We start from the raw sequence: 15,078 nt of genomic DNA on the forward strand, positions 1-15,078 counted from the left end.
CTCATCTTAACGTTCTCAAGCTATCAAAGAATCGCCAAGCTGGAAATAGAAACTTGCAGTAGCCATGACCGCAGAAACCCAGTGGCAGGTGTTGACCACAGGGGATGGATCCCTGACCTTTTTCTCCCAGGAGTTTGGGCAGGCTTTTCACAACGTCAGCGGCGCCGCTCAGGAAGCACTGGAGAAGTTCGTCCGCCCTTGCCGGCTGGATCGGCTGCCGTTGGAGCGGGATCCGGAGGATCCCATTTGTCTTTTGGATATTTGCTTTGGCCTTGGCTACAACTCTGGCCTGGCCTTGGAGACAATCTGGCAGGTGCGGCCCGACTGCCCTGTAGAAGTCATTGGCCTAGAGCGCTCCCCGCAGGTGCCCCGGCAGGCCTGGCAGGTGGGGGTGGGATCCACTTGGAGCTTTAGCCAGGAGTGGCAACACTTTATCAACGAGGGATCCTGGCAATCGCCGCGCTGGCGCGGAAGGCTGCTGTGGGGAGATGCCCGCCAAACCCTGCTCCAGGTGACGCTGGGATGGGCGGATGCGGTGTTTTTGGATCCCTTCTCCCCTTCCGTCTGCCCGGAGCTGTGGACGGTGGACTTTTTGCGGGCAGTGGCGGCGCGAATGCGCCCCGGCGGGATCCTGGCCACCTATTCCTGTGCGGCGGCGGTGCGAGCAGCCTTGCTGGAGGCGGGGCTTTTCATTGGCTCGACGCCGCCGGTGGGTCGCCCTTGGCCGGGCACGGTGGCCTCACCTCAACCGGATCACCTGCCGCCCCTCTCCCCCATGGAGCGGGAGCACCTGAAAACCCGCGCCGCTGTGCCCTACCGGGATCCCACCTTGCAGGGAGACAGAGCCCAGATTCGGCTGCAGCGCCAGCAGGAACAGCAAACTTCACCCCTTGAGCCCACTTCCGCCTGGAAACGCCGCTGGCTTGTGCAAGCCTAGCAACCGGAGGGCAGCTTTTGCCGGGGTTGCTGTCGGGGTGTAGCCAAGACACCTGCACCAGTCCCGTACCCTTACGCACGCTGCTGTCTCTTGACAAAGTTAAGCTAAGATAAAACTTTTTCTCCAGGGAACTGCTATGTCTACACTGGTTGCCCTTTGTGCCGAACAGCACCGGGTTATCCTGCAGTTCTTGGCTCGTCTCTCTCGGGCCTCGGAGTTGGATCTGGAGCAGCGGCGTCTCTGGGTGCAAAGGTTGCGGCAGCGCCTCTCCCGCCACATTCAATTGGAGCGCCATGTCCTCTACCCGCTGCTCAGGACGGCTCTGGCAGCGGATCCCCAGCTCAGCAGCCAGGTCAATGGGCTGGAGCAACAGTTGCGGGATCAGATCCCGGAGCTGACCCGCTTTTTGCACCAGGCGGAGCGTGAGCCGCAGCAGTTGGATCCCTCTGCTGCCCTTCACTTTTATCGGCAGTTGCGGGCCCAGTTTGCGCAGGAAGAGCAGCTCTTGCCCTCCCTCTTTGCCCAGCGTGTTTCTCCCGCCGCCGAGCAGCAGCAGTTGCGCCTGTTCCGCAAGCGCCTGCAGGCCAGTGCCCCCAGTTCTGCCGGTCGTCGCCTCAATTTAGAGGAATGGGAGCGGCAGGCCGTGACTCGCCCTGTCTTGCCCCGCGAACGCCTTTGGCCCCCGCCAGGTAGCACGGCGTCGACGGCCACCCCTTAACCGAGGACGGTCTTGTCTTTGGATTCTGCCTTGGGTAACTTTCTGCTGGTTTTGGCAAGCTGGCCTGTGGTATTTTTTCCCCAGACGACCCCTCGAACCGATGCAACCCTGGGATCCCGAAACCTACGTCGACTCGATGGCCCAACTGCTGCAACTGCCCCTGCATCCCGACCATCGAGCGGGGGTGATCGCAAACTTCGCCCGCTTTTTGCCCCTTGCTCAACAGGTACTGGAGTTTCCGCTGCCACCGACGGTTGAGCCAGATCCTACCTTCAACCCCCAGCCATGACCCCGGATCCCCCTCTTCTCGGCAGCGCCGACGGGTTCGCGATTTCCAGGGCCGTCCGCCGGGGATCCGTGAGCGCCCAGTCAGTGGTGGCCGCCTGTCTGGAGCGGATTCGCCAGCGGGATCCCCAGCTCAATGCCTTTACAGCCGTGCTGGAAGCATCGGCCCTGCAGGCGGCGGAGCGGCTGGATCGACAGGTGGCCAAAGGGATCCCGGTGGGCCCCCTGGCGGGGGTGCCTTTTGCCGTCAAGAACCTCTTCGACGTGGCTGGCCTCACCACCCTAGCCGGTTCGGCGATCAACCGCGAGAACCCCCCGGCCACCCAAGATGCCACGGTGGTGGCCCGCCTCAAGCAGGCAGGGGCAATCCTGGTGGGCACCCTCAACATGGACGAGTACGCCTACGGCTTTGTAACCGAAAATAGCCACTACGGCCCCACCCGCAACCCCCACGATCTCAGCCGCAGTGCCGGCGGCTCTTCGGGTGGCTCGGCAGCAGCCGTGGCCGGGGGCTTGGTACCCCTCAGCCTGGGCAGCGACACCAACGGCTCGATTCGGGTGCCCGCCGCCTTGTGCGGCATCTACGGCCTCAAGCCCACCTATGGCCGTCTGTCGCGGGCAGGGGTGGCCCTGTTGGCTCCCAGTTTCGACCACGTGGGCCCCTTGGCCCGTTCGGTGGCCGATCTCGCCCTCAGCTTCGATGCCATGCAAGGGCCGGATCCCCAGGATCCCGTCTGCGCTCGCCGCCCTGCGGATCCCACCTTTGGGCAATTGGGGCAAGGGATCCAAGGCTTGCGCATTGCCGTGGCCGACGACTACTTCCTGCGGGGAGCAGAGCCCCACATCCTGGCCGGCGTGGAAAAAGTGGCCCAGGCCCTGGGAGCCCAGCAAACGGTGCGGATCCCGGAGGCCGAGCGCGCCCGCGCCGCTGCCTTCCTGATCACGGCTGCCGAGGGAGCCAACCTGCACCTGCATCACCTGCGAACTCGTCCCCACGACTTCGACCCGGCGACCCGGGATCGCCTTTTGGCTGGCGCTCTGCTGCCCGCCAGTTGGATCGTGCAGGCGCAGCGCTTGCGCCGCTGGTATCGCCAGCAGCTTCAGGCCCTCTTTCAAGAGATCGACCTGTTCATCGCCCCCACCACCCCCTGCTCTGCCCCCTTGCTTGGCCAAGAGAAGATGGTGATCGCTGGGGTGGAAGTCCTCACCCGGCCCAACCTGGGTCTCTACACCCAGCCCCTCTCGTTTGTCGGCCTGCCGGTGCTGTCGGTGCCGCTGCGCGAGAGCGGATCCCTGCCCTTTGGCGTCCAACTGGTGGCTGCCCCCTACCAAGAGGCCAACCTGTTGCGGGCCGCCGCCCATCTGGAAGCGCTGGGGATCCCGGAGGCGCGGCCTGCCTGAGCCAGCAGAGGCCCCCTTTCAGGCGCGTTTGAACCATATCTAGTGTTTTTTAATTTTAAATGCTCCGCTCCAGACGCTAAATGTGTGATCCCCTCAATGGGGGTAAAAATGTGCTACTCTTAAGGGCCGTTTTTGCCAGAGAGTTTGAATCTGGTTGGGGCAGGACGTGAGCTGCTTGCCTAGAGAGAGGAAAATCTTAAAGTAAAATTAATCCCCCAGTTGTTGTAGCGAATAACCTCTTTTCCGGGTTGGGTCGATAGAATGAACGGCATAAAATAGACACGGCACCCCCACCTGGATCTTAGTCGCTATGAAGCACCTTGATTCTGTGGCCCAGCGCTACATGAAACTGTGCGAGGCTTATCTTTCTCTCAACGAAGCCTTCGACAAATTGGATCAATCCCACAGCCGTCTGCAGCGCCACTTCAAACAACTGTTCGGCTATTTCAGCGCCGCTCAGCAGGCTTTGGTTCAACTGCCGCTCTTGCAGCAGCGCATCGAGCAGAGCGACCGCCGGCTTCATTCCCTGCGGGAAGAGCTACAGGCCAAAGAGGCTCGGCTGAGCGAGCTGATCGCCAACTATGACCAAGTTTGTGGTGAGCTGGACTCTACCAAAGCAGAGCTGTTGGGCGCTCAAGCGTTGATCGAAAAACTCGAGGCGGAAAACACTCAGGTTTTGGAACGCTTGAGTCGGCTGACCCGCATGGAAGAGGAAATGGCAAACTTGGCAGAACAGCTAGCCCAAGCGAACGCAGCTCGTCAGCAGATGGAAGTTCAAAACCGCGAGCTGGAACGAGCTTTGGGAGATCGGGATCAGCACATTTACAGCCTGCAAAAGCAACTGGCCCAACTGGAGCAAGAGATGGCCTTGTTGAAAGCTCAACGGGATGAGGCCATCGCTCGCGCTGAGCAGGCGGAAGCCGGGCTGAAAGCGCAAACCGACCAAGTTCAGACTTTACGAAACAAGCTCCATCAAGCCGAACAGCAACTGGCAGTGGTGGCCCTAAACGAGCTAGAGCTCTTGCTCGACCATAATTCGATCAATCTTTTGCAAGAAGCAGAGCAGGCTGCACAAGCGGATGCCCAGGTGCTGGCAACCCTGCCGGAGGCTTTGGCCGAGGCGGAAGGCATTCTGCTGGAGATCGACCAGTTCATTTTGGCTTGTTCAGGGCCCCTGCAGTCGCAGGCTGCCTGAGCGGGCAAGCGGATTAGCTAAAAACCCATCAGACGGGCAACAGCGGCCAGCTCGGGGGCAACCCCCGTGTGGACGGGAGCGGCTCCCTGTTGGGTGGCCGTGTCGGGATCCTTGAGGCCGTTGCCGGTGAGAACGCATACCACCTGGGCGCCGGCGGGCACCTGCTCCCGCCATTTCAGCAACCCGGCCACCGAGGCGGCACTGGCCGGCTCGCAGAAGATCCCTTCCTCTGCCGCCAGCAGACGATAGGCCGCCAAGATCTCTTCGTCGGTCACGCTGTCCACCCGGCCACCGCTGACCTGGACTGCCGCCTTGGCCTTCGCCCAACTGGCAGGGTTGCCGATGCGAATGGCCGTGGCCACCGTTTCCGGATGTTCCACCACGCGATCGAGGACGATGGGGGCGGCGCCGGCCGCCTCAAAGCCGTAGAGGCGCGGGCGGCGGCTGGCCTTGCCCTGTTGGCGGTACTGGCAAAAGCCCATCCAGTAGGCGGTGATGTTGCCGGCATTGCCCACGGGGATGCAGAGCCAGTCGGGGGCATCCCCCAACGCATCCACCACCTCGAAGGCAGCGGTTTTTTGCCCCTCCAGCCGGAAGCGGTTGACAGAATTGACCAGCGCCACCGGGTAGGTTTCCGCCAGTTGCCGCACCATGGCCAGTGCTCGGTCGAAGTTGCCCTGGATGGCGATGATCTCGGCCCCGTACATCAGGGTTTGGGCCAACTTGCCCTTGGCCACATAGCCATCTGGGATCAGCACGTAGGCCCGCAGGCCCCCTTTGGCCGCATAGGCGGCGGCTGCCGCCGAGGTGTTGCCGGTGCTGGCGCAGATGACGGCTTCCGCCCCCGCCTCTTTGGCCTTGGATACAGCCATGGTCATGCCGCGATCCTTGAAGCTGCCGGTGGGGTTGAGGCCCTCCAGCTTCAGGTAAACCTGGCAGCCCCGCCCCAGCCGTCGGCTCAGCGCGGGAGAGGGGACTAGAGGGGTGTTGCCCTCGTGCAGCGTAATTACAGGGGTGCCGGGGCCGACGGGGAGCCACTCCCGGTAGTACTCGATGAGGCCGGGCCAGAGCCCCACTTGGGCGCGGGATCCGGCCATACGGGAGGGATGGGTGGAATTGAGGGTGACCATGCTGCCGAGAAGTCGAGGCCATCGAAGAACTGGCTTTTTAACTGTAACTGTTTGGGGAGCGCTTGTATCGGCTCTGCCCCATGCCGGCAGGGGGGAGCCTATCCGGGCAAGGGCTGCAGGGCCAGGGCTTGGGCCAGGGCGTGCAGCTTGAGGCGGATCTCGGCCAACTCCTGGACGGGGTTGGAATCGGCCACGATGCCGGCACCAGCATACAGGCGGGCCCGCTCCCCCTCGATCAGGGCCGAGCGGATCCCGACCACCAGCTCGCCATTGCCCTGCAAGTCCACCCAGCCTAGCGGGGCGGCATAGCTGGCGCGATCGAAGGGCTCCACCTGCTCCAGCCACTGCAGCGCCGCCTGTTGGGGATAGCCTCCCACGGCTGCCGTCGGGTGCAGTTGGGCCAACAGGTCGAACAGATGCACGTCGGCGGGGAGCTCCACCTCGATGACCGTTTGCAGATGCTGGATGTTGGCCAGGCGGAGCAGCCGCGGTTGCGGGGAGATCTGAGGATCCATCCCCAGCCGGCCCAAAGCCTCTTGAATCGAGCGCACCACCCACTGGTGTTCGCGGCGGTCTTTGGCGCTGCGGAGCAATTGCTCGGCCAACATCCGATCCTGGTGGCCGTTGGCGCCGCGGGCGATGGAGCCAGCCAGCGCATCGATCTGCACCCGGCCTTGCCACACCGAAAGCAGCCGCTCCGGGCTGGCCCCCACGAAAACCTGAGCGGGAAGCGGGGACTCCTCTGGGATCCCTTGGCTCTCTGAGGCAAAGGCGAAGACGCTGCAATCGGGGTGATGGGCCTCCAGATAGGCCAACAGGGAGGGGAGCGGGGGAGGGGAGGGCAACGCCAGATCCACGGCTTCCGCCAGCACCACTTTTTGCAGGGATCCCGCCTCAATGGCCTGCAGGGCTTTTTGAATCCGCGCCAAGAGGGCTGCTTCCGCCACCGCCACCTCCAGAGGGGGCTGCAGCTCCCAGCGGGGCAAGGGCGCTTGGGAAAGGCGCTGCATGTGGGCAAAAAAAGCGGCGATCTGGCCGGCCAAGGCCGCCGGGTCACTGTCGGGACCGATTTCCAGATTGAGCCGCGCCACCGTCAGCTCCCCCCCCACCTGCAACAGTTGCCAGCGGGGCAGAACCAACGCCGCTGCGCCACCGCTCCCGGGGCCGAAGCCAAAGCGGCAGAAGCACAAGGGGCGTTCTTGTCGGCTGCCACCCCTTGGCGGAGACTCGCTGCCGCTGACGGGAGCGACATGGACATGAGGCTGCAACGCTTGTACAAAAGCCCGTGCCGTCTGAAATCGCTCCTCCCCCGAAAGATCCACCTGCCGCAGGGATCCCCACCCCAGCACCCGCACCCTTTCTCCCTGGGTCTGGTGGGAGAGATAGCAATGGTGGGAGAAGCGGTTTGGGGGAAGCCAGCTCAACTGCCGGGCCAGCGCCGCCAGCGGATCTAGCCCTGGGACAGGCCGCGACAGGCTGAGGATTTGAGGGATCCCCTGCGCCCGCGCCCTCTCTTGGCAGGCGGCCAGAAGGGAATGCCAGCAGAGCCGCTCCCCCTCCTGGTCTGTCCCAACAGAGGCGGAAGTGATCGACGGCCAGGCTCTCGGCCGCTCCGCACTGGGGGCATTCCAAGAAAAAAGAGAGGAGGTCATGCAAAAAAGAGTACAGAAGCCGATCCCACCTTGGCCGAAAACAGGACGAGCGTCGACCCGGAGGGGAACCGCCAGCAGGGTACTTCAGGATACAAAATTATACGAGATCAGGAGACAGGCCGGTTGCTTGGGCCTTCAGGGGCAAAACCTGAGGAACTTCTTCACGGATTGCAAAGTTTCTTAGCATCCCTGGGGATGGGAACGGAAGCATCCTAACCTAACAAATACAGAGCATACACAGAACCAGAGAGAGCCAGGGCCAACATGCTCGCACAGCCGGAACCGTCCAAGAGAACGCGCAGGAGTCCAGAGGCCAGCCCAGTACAGCTTGCCGAAAAGAGCACTTGGGATCGTCCCTCGCGGCGGCAATTGTGGATGGCCGCCCTTAAGCCCCCCATGTACAGCGTGGCGATCATGCCCATCTGGGTGGGATCCGCCATCGCCTATGCCCAGGCAGGGGCGATGGATGTAGGAGTTTTGGCCGTATTTCTGGGAGCAGCCATCTGTCTTTTGGCTTGGGTCAACCTCAGCAACGACGTGTTCGATGCCCAGACAGGGGTGGACAAAAACAAGCTCCACTCGCTGGTCAACCTGACGGGCAAGCCGGGGCAGGTATTTTGGGTGGGGAATGCCTTTTTGGCCTTGGGGCTGGCAGGGATCCTGTGGCTGAGCTGGCGGCAATCGGATCCGACGGTGCTGCTATTGGTGCTGCTGGCCTGCGGGCTGGGCTACGCCTACCAGGGGCCGCCCCTGCGCCTGGGCTACCAGGGCCTGGGGGAGCTCCTCTGTTTTTTGAGCTTCGGGCCGCTGGCGGTTTTGGCCGCCCACTACAGCCAAAGCCGAAGCTGGTCGCTGCCGGGGCTGGCGGCCTCACTGGTGGTGGGGATGGTAACCAGTTTGATTTTGTTTTGCTCCCATTTCCATCAGGTGGAGGACGATCTGGCTGCCGGCAAGCGCTCGCCGGTGGCCCGCCTGGGCACCTTGCGCTCCGCCCGCCTCATCCCTTGGATCTGCGGCAGTCTGTTCGGCCTGATGCTGCTGTTTGTGGGGCTGGGGGCTTTTCCGGCCTGGACGCTGCTGAGCTTGGCCGGGATCCCGTTTGCGGTGCAGCTTTCCCGCCTGCTGTGGGCTTACCACGACCAGCCGCAGCGGATCAGCCACTCCAAGTTCATCGCCGTCAACCTCCATTTTTGGCTGGGGCTGTTTCTGGGGTTGGGCTTTATCCTCAGCCGTCTGGGATAAACCAGAACCTTAGAAATGCTCCAGATCCCGCCGCGGCGGCCTGTAAATTGCGGTAAGCTACAGCCTAGGTTGCCGGGCCCCGCTACCGGTCGTGGGCTAAGGATCGACGTGGAGAAGCAGCGAGAACAGGATGCGGCGATTTTTCAATTCCAATCTGGGGGTGACGCTCTTGGGGAGCAGCCTCTTAGCTGCTTTGGTCGGTTGGGCCTTGTCCATCGATATCGAAGAAGTGAAGGTGGAGTCTCCCCCCCCGGATCAGCCCCTTTCGGTCAGCCGCAGGGTGGATATTGTGGGGCGGCGGGGGGGCTATCGGCGTTGGCGGCTGATCGCCGAGCAGGTGGAGCTGGCCACTGGACAACAGGTGTTTGAGCAGGGGGCGCACGGCTACTTCTACGGAGAAAGTGCCGATCAGCTGGAAGGAGTGCCGGATCCGTTTTTTGCCAGCAGCGAGCAGATGACTTGGCAGGCCAAGCGTGCCCGCTACGATGCCAGCGCCGACGCGCTGTATCTGGATGAGGGGGTGGAGGTGAGGAGCGAGGATGGCAGCCTGCTCCTGACCCGCGCTCTGCGAATCACCCCCGAAGAGCGCATCGAGGTGCCGGAGGCCTTCACCCTCAAAGGGCAAGAAATGATCCTAGAGGGCCGCTCCGGCTCGTTTAACTTCCAATTTGCCCTCCTCAGCGCCCAGCAGGGCAAGCTAACTGTGCTGCCCTTGGATTCGGCGGCGGCGGATCCCGCTTCCACCACCATCACCGCCGACCAGATCACCTACGACCGCACCCAACAGGTGGCCGAAGGGAAAGGGAACCTGCGCATCCGCGAAGGCGGCCTCGAGATCCGCGCCCCTCAGGGCACCTACCTGCGCCGACAGGCCCAGAGCATTCTCTCCGGCGGCGTCGTGTTGCAGGAGGTGGCCGACCCTGGCAGCCGGGATCCCCTCTTGGCGGATCTGCGCTTGGCCCAGGCTGGCCCACAGGCTACTTCCAACCAACCGGATCAGGAGGTCACCATCATCGCCGACCGCCTCACCTACGACCGCAACACGCAAGTTGCCCGCGGGGAAGGCAACCTGGAAATCCGCCAGGGGGAAACCGTCATCCAGTCGGCCCAGGGCACCTACCGCCGTCGCGAATCCCAAAGCCTGCTGACGGGGGGAGTTACCCTGCGCGAGCCGGGGCGGGTGCTCACCTCCGCCCGCCTGGAGGGCAACCACCGCGACAAGATCTTCTTCTTCGAGGAAAACGTTCTCTACCGGCAGATGGCCGCCTCTACCCCAGCCGCCGGCGGCGGATCCCTGACGGAGGAGCTGCGCCAAGCCGAAACGGAAGTGCGGGCCGCCCGCCTGGTTTACAACTCCCGCACCGGCACCTCGGAGTTCAGCGAGGCCGTCGAGTTCATCCAGCGGGGGCGCAAGGCCAAGGCCAACCAGGCCACCATCACCCCTGAAAAGGTGGAGCTGCGGGGGGAGGTGGTGATTGAGCAGATCGAGGGGGACTGGCTGGCGCGGCGTCTGCAAAACCCGCAGACCCAGGCCGATGTGGACCAGCCGACCGTGATCTACGCCGACCGGGTGGAGATCGACCAGGCCAGCAGCGATGCCCGCTTCTTCGGCAATGTGGTCATCGTGCAGGCCAACCGCGCCATCGAAGGGGATCGCGCCGACTACTCTGACCAAGGGCAGATTTTCAGGATCACCGCCGACCAGGCTCCCGTCCTCCTCTGCGATCGCGGCGAGATCAATCCGATTCCCCGCGAGAGCGGCGCACCGCTGCCCGGTCGCGATGCTCTGGATCAGATGTGCCGGGGCGCCAACCGCCTCAGCGGCAGGCTGGTCACCCTGAACTTGGAACAGGATGAGTACACTGTCGAGGGGGACGAGCAGCAGCAGGGGATGTTTCAATTTCGCATCACCGATGCTCTCTGACGGGATCCCATCCTGGCTGGGGGTCGTCTAGATCTCGAAAGCTGGCTGAGGTTGTGCACCTGAGGTAACAGAGCCAAATGACCACCCCACTGGCCAAGGGTCAACGGCGCGGAACTTCTGCCCAGACGGGAAGCTTTTGGGGATCCCTGAAGTTGGGGGGCTTTTTTTTGGAGTTTTATCTCTGCAAAGAGATGATCCGCCCCTTCTTTTTGGGCGTGGCGGGGGGCACGGTGATGATGCTGGGCAACCAGCTTTTTATCTACGCCGATTTGCTGGTGAAAAAAGGCGCCCCTCCCCTCACGATTTTGCACATTCTCCTTCTCAACTTGCCCGCCATTTTGGTGGTCACCTTCCCCATTGCCGGCCTCTTTGCCACCCTGCTCACCCTGGGCAGGATGGGGGCCGACAGCGAGATCACGGCTCTGCGGGCCGCCGGGATCCCCTATCGCAAGGTGCTGATTCCGGTGCTCTGCATCGGTCTACTGATCAGCGGCCTGGCGCTGTTGACCAATGAAGTGATCGTGCCCCAAACCAACCAAAAGGTGAAAACCCTGAACACCAACCTCATCCTGGCTCAGGATGCCCTTCCGTTTGACTCCGAAGAAATTGTGCGGGTGGACGACGACCTTTGGTTTCATGTGGGATCCATTGACCCGAAGACCGGCTTGATGCACGATCTGCTGATTTTGGATCGCAAGGCCGAGACCGGCCACCTACGCTACCCGCAGGTGATCTCGGCCCAAACTGCGCAGCAGGTGGGCCAAGCGTGGCACCTGCAAGACGTGGTGATCCGTCGCTACGACGAGCGGGGGAGCACCTACTACGAGGGCCAGGTGGCGGAGATGGAGCTGAACATCGTCAACAAGTTGGTGGGCCTGGTGTACGCCGAAAAGGTGCCCCAGGAGCAACGGGCGGCAGAGCTGTGGGAGCAATGCCAGCGATATCGAGCGGAGCAACGTCCTTCTGCCGATGTAGCCCGCTGCCTGACGGAGTACCACCTCAAGTTCGCCATTCCCTTGGCCAGCTTTTTCGCCATCTTGGTGGCTGCGCCCTTGGGCCTGCAAACGGTGCGGCAGACCGGGCGCTATGGTAGTGTGGCGCTGGCGATTGTCCTGGTGTTTATTTACTATGTACTGATGAGCCTGGGACGCGCGATGGGTCGAGTTGAGCAGATCGATCCCTGGCTGGCCGCCTGGTTGCCGAATATGATTTTCGGCGGGGTGGGCTTCTCTCTACTGTGGCGGTTTTTACGGTGAGATTCGGCAACTTCCCACATGGCTTCAGCCCTTGGGCAAGGTGGCTAGCCCTTTGCTGGGGCAGCTCCCTGTGGGTGGGGATGGGGGAGGCGGTCTTTGCCCAGTTGGATCCCCTGCCCACCGATCTGGAGGGCTACCAGCGCTTTTGGGCGGCCCAGCAAAGGCGGGATCCCGGTGCCAGCCGATTGGGGGATCCCATCACCTTGGCCGAGGCCCAATCCTCCCCGCCTGCTGTGCCCTTGACGACGGCAACTGGATCTCCTGCGGCCTCTGGTTCTGATCCTGGAGCTTCTGGATCCCTGCCACCCAGCACCCCTCCTGAAAAGGCCCTCACGCCAGAAGAGCTAAACCGGCAGCGGCTGCAACGGCTTTTGGCCGAAGGGGCGGCGGCCCACGCCCGGCGGCAGGCACAACAGGCCCAGGCAACGCCGTCTTCCCGGCCCGCTTCAGCAGCGACGCCCCCTGCAACCGTTCCGACTCTGGACTCCCTCGGCTCCCCCCGTTCCCAAGCTGCTGCCCTGCGGATGGAAGAAGAACTCCGGCTGCGTCCCACCGAGGCTACGCGCGCCCTAGGATCCACTGTCGAGAGCCCGGCCACTGCTCAAGGGCAAGCGGAGCTGGGTGAGGCCTCCGGCCCGCTGTCGCCAACCAACCGGATCCCGCCTTTCCCCCAGACCGTTCCTTCCTTGATCTCGCAAGCCGGTGGGAGCTTGGCGATCCCTGCGTCGGGAGGGACGGGAACCACTCAAGGGGGAAGCGAAACCGGAACAGAAGCTTTTGTTCCTACTGTCGGTTCCCCCCTGGCCCCTCAACTGCTGGAGCAGTTCCCGCTTCTACGGGATCTGAGCACCGAGACGGCGGGGAACGTTGACCTAGGCCGAGTGGGGGGATCCCAGATTCGCCAGCAGCTGGCGGCCACCGCCACCAGCCAACGGCAGATCCCCCTCGACCCGGATCAGATCAACGTCAGTGGGGATGTGCTCAGCTACATCGCCGAACAAGACCTGGGCATTGCCGAGGGAAACGCCCAGATCCAACTGGCGGACGGCACCCGCATCACTGGCGAGCGGCTGTTGTTTTACCGGCGGGAACGGCGCCTGCGCAGCGAGGGCCCCTTCCGGATGGAACAGCCCCCTGGCCCCCAGGGTCGCGGCATCCGGCAAATCGAGGGGCGCAACTTGGATCTGGACATCCCCAGGCGGTCTGCCCAATTTGAAAACTCGCTGGTGATCCTGCCGGGGGAGGAGCCGGGCACCCAGGTTTTTGTGCGCAGCCAAGAGACCACCGCCCTGTTGGGGGATCAGATTTTTTTTGAGAAGGCCACCGTCACCACCTCGCCGAAGCCGCCCATCACCCACTACGTGCAAGGGGATCGGGTGGAGGTGTTTCCCGATGACCGGGTCATCGTTTACGACGCCCGCGTCTTTGCCGGCGGCGAGCTCAGCGAAGAGGGCGATCTGCGGGCGGGGCTGCAGATTGCCTACTTGCCTCTTTTCATTTACAGCCTGCGGGATCACCAGTGGGTGCTGCCGGGGCGCAGTGAGGCGGAAGGGGTGTTTGTCAAATCCAGTTGGGCCTATCGCTTCGACGAGTACAACTTCGGTGGCCTGCGGCTGGATGTCCTGCAGAAGAAAGGCCTGGGCATCGGCTTTCTACACGACTACATCCTCCCCATCCCCGACAGCGTCAACTACGGGCGGGCCCAGTTTTACCTGGTAACCGAGGCCGACCAGCGGCGCTTCTCCAGCCGCTTCCGCCTCGACCACAACTTCGACTTCTACGCCGCCAACCTCCTCGGCCAAGAGGGCCAACTGCGGGGCCAGCTCAACCTCAACCTGGACAACACCTACCGCCCTGCCGGCGGGCGTAACGACAACGCCGACCTGCGCCTCAACACCACCTTTCAGGGGGATCTCTCCACCACCACCCTCAACATCAGCCGCAGTGGATCCCAGGAAAACGGCACCTATAGCTTTCCCCTCACCCTCAGCCACATCCAGCGCTACGGGGGCGTGCCTTGGCTGCAATCGGATCTGCGCCTGGACTACAACCAGCGGGTGAGCGTCAAAGATGGGCCGGATTTCGCTGATGCGCGGCTGACGCTGGGTGCCCAACTCACCCCACCCGGCTGGGGAGGCACCTACCGCCTCAACTACCGCGCCTACAGCAGCTCCAACGGCGACACCGAGCCGCGCCGCAACTTCGAGCTGGCCTTCAATCCCGATCTCCTCCGCATCACTCCCGATATCTTCCTCAGCAACGCCCTCACCCTGACCCAAGAGCAACAGCCAGATCGAGAAGTGGGATCCGGCCTTAACTTTTTCAATCGCTACGAGCTGCGCTCCAGCCTTCAATTCAACGACATTCAACCGGCTCCCTGGATCACCTTCATGCCCGGCTCGATCGACTACACCCAAGTCCTGTACTCAACCCCCGACCAGGAATCCACCGTCAGCCTCAACCCCCGCCTCAGCCTCAAGCCCGCCGACTGGAACACCATCGACCTGCGCTACAGCCGCACCTTTTACGGCAACAATTCCGCTCCTTTTCAAACCCTTTCCGTCAGCCCCAAGGATGTCGATCGCCTCAACGCTAACATCAGCTTCTTTACGCCGCGCGACTTCCTGCCCAACGTGCCCCCCGGCTACATTGCCTTTGAAGATGACCTGCCCGGCGAGCTGCCCATAGCTCTGACCTTCCCGGACGACACCCCGGAGGACTTGGAAGCGATTGCCTCCCGCAACTTGCAGGAGCTGCAGGCGGAAGTAAAAAACCTGTTGCGCTTCGACACCACCCTTGGCTACGACTTTGTCGCCCAAAGGTGGGACACCCTCAACGCCAACTTTACCTGGAACACCACCCCTGAGCTATTCAACATCCAGGTCCAAACCTCCTACGACCTCAACGAGGGGCAGTTACAACCGATCCGTCTGGAATATCGAGGGCGCAGCAGCACCACCTTCAACCGGGAGCAGCGCTCGGGTCTAGATAGCTATGAGCCGGGGATCAGCTACGCGCTGCAGGCGGTTTACGATCCGCGGCTAGGCCAGATCTCTACCTATGGACTGGAGTTGGATGCCACCCTCGGCACGCAGTGGCAAAACCACTGGCGGCTCCGCCTGGGCCTGACGGAGGCAGGGATCCGCCGCATTGAGGTGCGCCGCGACCTGCGGGATTTCGAGCTGCGCTTGGCCTACGATCCGCTGGCGGAGTCGCTGCGCCTGGAGGGGATCCTGGTGGCTTTCCCCAGCCGTCCGGTGGGCCTGACCCAGGAGCGGGGGGAGTTTCAACTGACCTCTCCGGTGGGTGCATTCAGCCTGGATAGTCTGGCCCGCTGA

At 62.9% G+C, this 15,078-nt stretch carries 11 protein-coding genes; 9 read left to right on the forward strand and 2 right to left on the reverse strand.

What is annotated here, in order from left to right:
- Positions 1 to 64: 64 nt before the first annotated feature.
- The 5 genes from NW851_RS05500 (at position 65) to NW851_RS05520 (ending at position 4,536) form a co-directional block, all read left to right on the forward strand.
- The gene (locus tag NW851_RS05500) at positions 65 to 937 is read left to right on the forward strand and encodes a tRNA (5-methylaminomethyl-2-thiouridine)(34)-methyltransferase MnmD (RefSeq protein WP_414337243.1); all 873 of its coding nucleotides are present in this window, start codon (positions 65 to 67) and stop codon (positions 935 to 937) included.
- 136 nt (positions 938 to 1,073) lie between these two features.
- A complete protein-coding gene (locus NW851_RS05505; RefSeq protein ID WP_414337244.1) occupies positions 1,074 to 1,655 on the forward strand; it encodes a hemerythrin domain-containing protein in 582 nt (193 codons plus the stop codon).
- A 100-nt stretch (positions 1,656 to 1,755) separates the two neighbouring features.
- Positions 1,756 to 1,944, forward strand: a complete 189-nt coding sequence (locus NW851_RS05510) for a DUF4089 domain-containing protein (RefSeq protein ID WP_414333082.1) — start codon at positions 1,756 to 1,758, stop codon at positions 1,942 to 1,944.
- Positions 1,941 to 3,341 (forward strand): AtzE family amidohydrolase, encoded by a 1,401-nt coding sequence (locus NW851_RS05515; RefSeq protein ID WP_414337245.1) that lies wholly within the window; start codon positions 1,941 to 1,943, stop codon positions 3,339 to 3,341. Before NW851_RS05510 ends, NW851_RS05515 begins: the two co-directional genes overlap by 4 nt.
- 310 nt (positions 3,342 to 3,651) lie before the next feature.
- Complete coding sequence (locus NW851_RS05520) at positions 3,652 to 4,536, forward strand: hypothetical protein (RefSeq protein ID WP_414333086.1); 885 nt, start codon at positions 3,652 to 3,654, stop codon at positions 4,534 to 4,536.
- Positions 4,537 to 4,553: 17 nt separating this feature from the next.
- Here the strand turns inward: NW851_RS05520 and thrC are convergent, their stop codons facing one another.
- On the reverse strand, positions 4,554 to 5,633 hold the full coding sequence (gene thrC / locus NW851_RS05525) for a threonine synthase (protein ID WP_414333101.1): 1,080 nt from the start codon (positions 5,631 to 5,633) through the stop codon (positions 4,554 to 4,556).
- A gap of 131 nt (positions 5,634 to 5,764) precedes the next feature.
- Positions 5,765 to 7,318: an isochorismate synthase gene (locus NW851_RS05530; RefSeq protein ID WP_414337246.1), complete on the reverse strand. Its 1,554-nt coding sequence runs from the start codon at positions 7,316 to 7,318 to the stop codon at positions 5,765 to 5,767.
- Positions 7,319 to 7,693: 375 nt separating this feature from the next.
- Between NW851_RS05530 and menA the strand changes: the two genes are divergently transcribed.
- The 4 genes from menA to NW851_RS05550 all read left to right on the forward strand — a co-directional run bounded on the left by menA (position 7,694) and on the right by NW851_RS05550 (position 15,078).
- Entirely contained in the window at positions 7,694 to 8,560 is an 867-nt protein-coding gene (gene menA, locus NW851_RS05535; protein ID WP_414333088.1) for a 2-carboxy-1,4-naphthoquinone phytyltransferase, read from the forward strand.
- A gap of 130 nt (positions 8,561 to 8,690) precedes the next feature.
- The gene (locus NW851_RS05540; protein ID WP_414333089.1) at positions 8,691 to 10,484 is read left to right on the forward strand and encodes an LptA/OstA family protein; all 1,794 of its coding nucleotides are present in this window, start codon (positions 8,691 to 8,693) and stop codon (positions 10,482 to 10,484) included.
- Between the two features lie 77 nt (positions 10,485 to 10,561).
- Complete coding sequence (locus tag NW851_RS05545; protein WP_414337247.1) at positions 10,562 to 11,740, forward strand: LptF/LptG family permease; 1,179 nt, start codon at positions 10,562 to 10,564, stop codon at positions 11,738 to 11,740.
- Positions 11,741 to 11,820: 80 nt separating this feature from the next.
- Positions 11,821 to 15,078, forward strand: coding sequence for a hypothetical protein (locus NW851_RS05550; protein WP_414337248.1), 3,258 nt, complete (start codon positions 11,821 to 11,823; stop codon positions 15,076 to 15,078).

It is taken from the genome of Synechococcus sp. H55.7 (assembly GCF_047462395.1).
Lineage (GTDB): Bacteria > Cyanobacteriota > Cyanobacteriia > Thermostichales > Thermostichaceae > Thermostichus.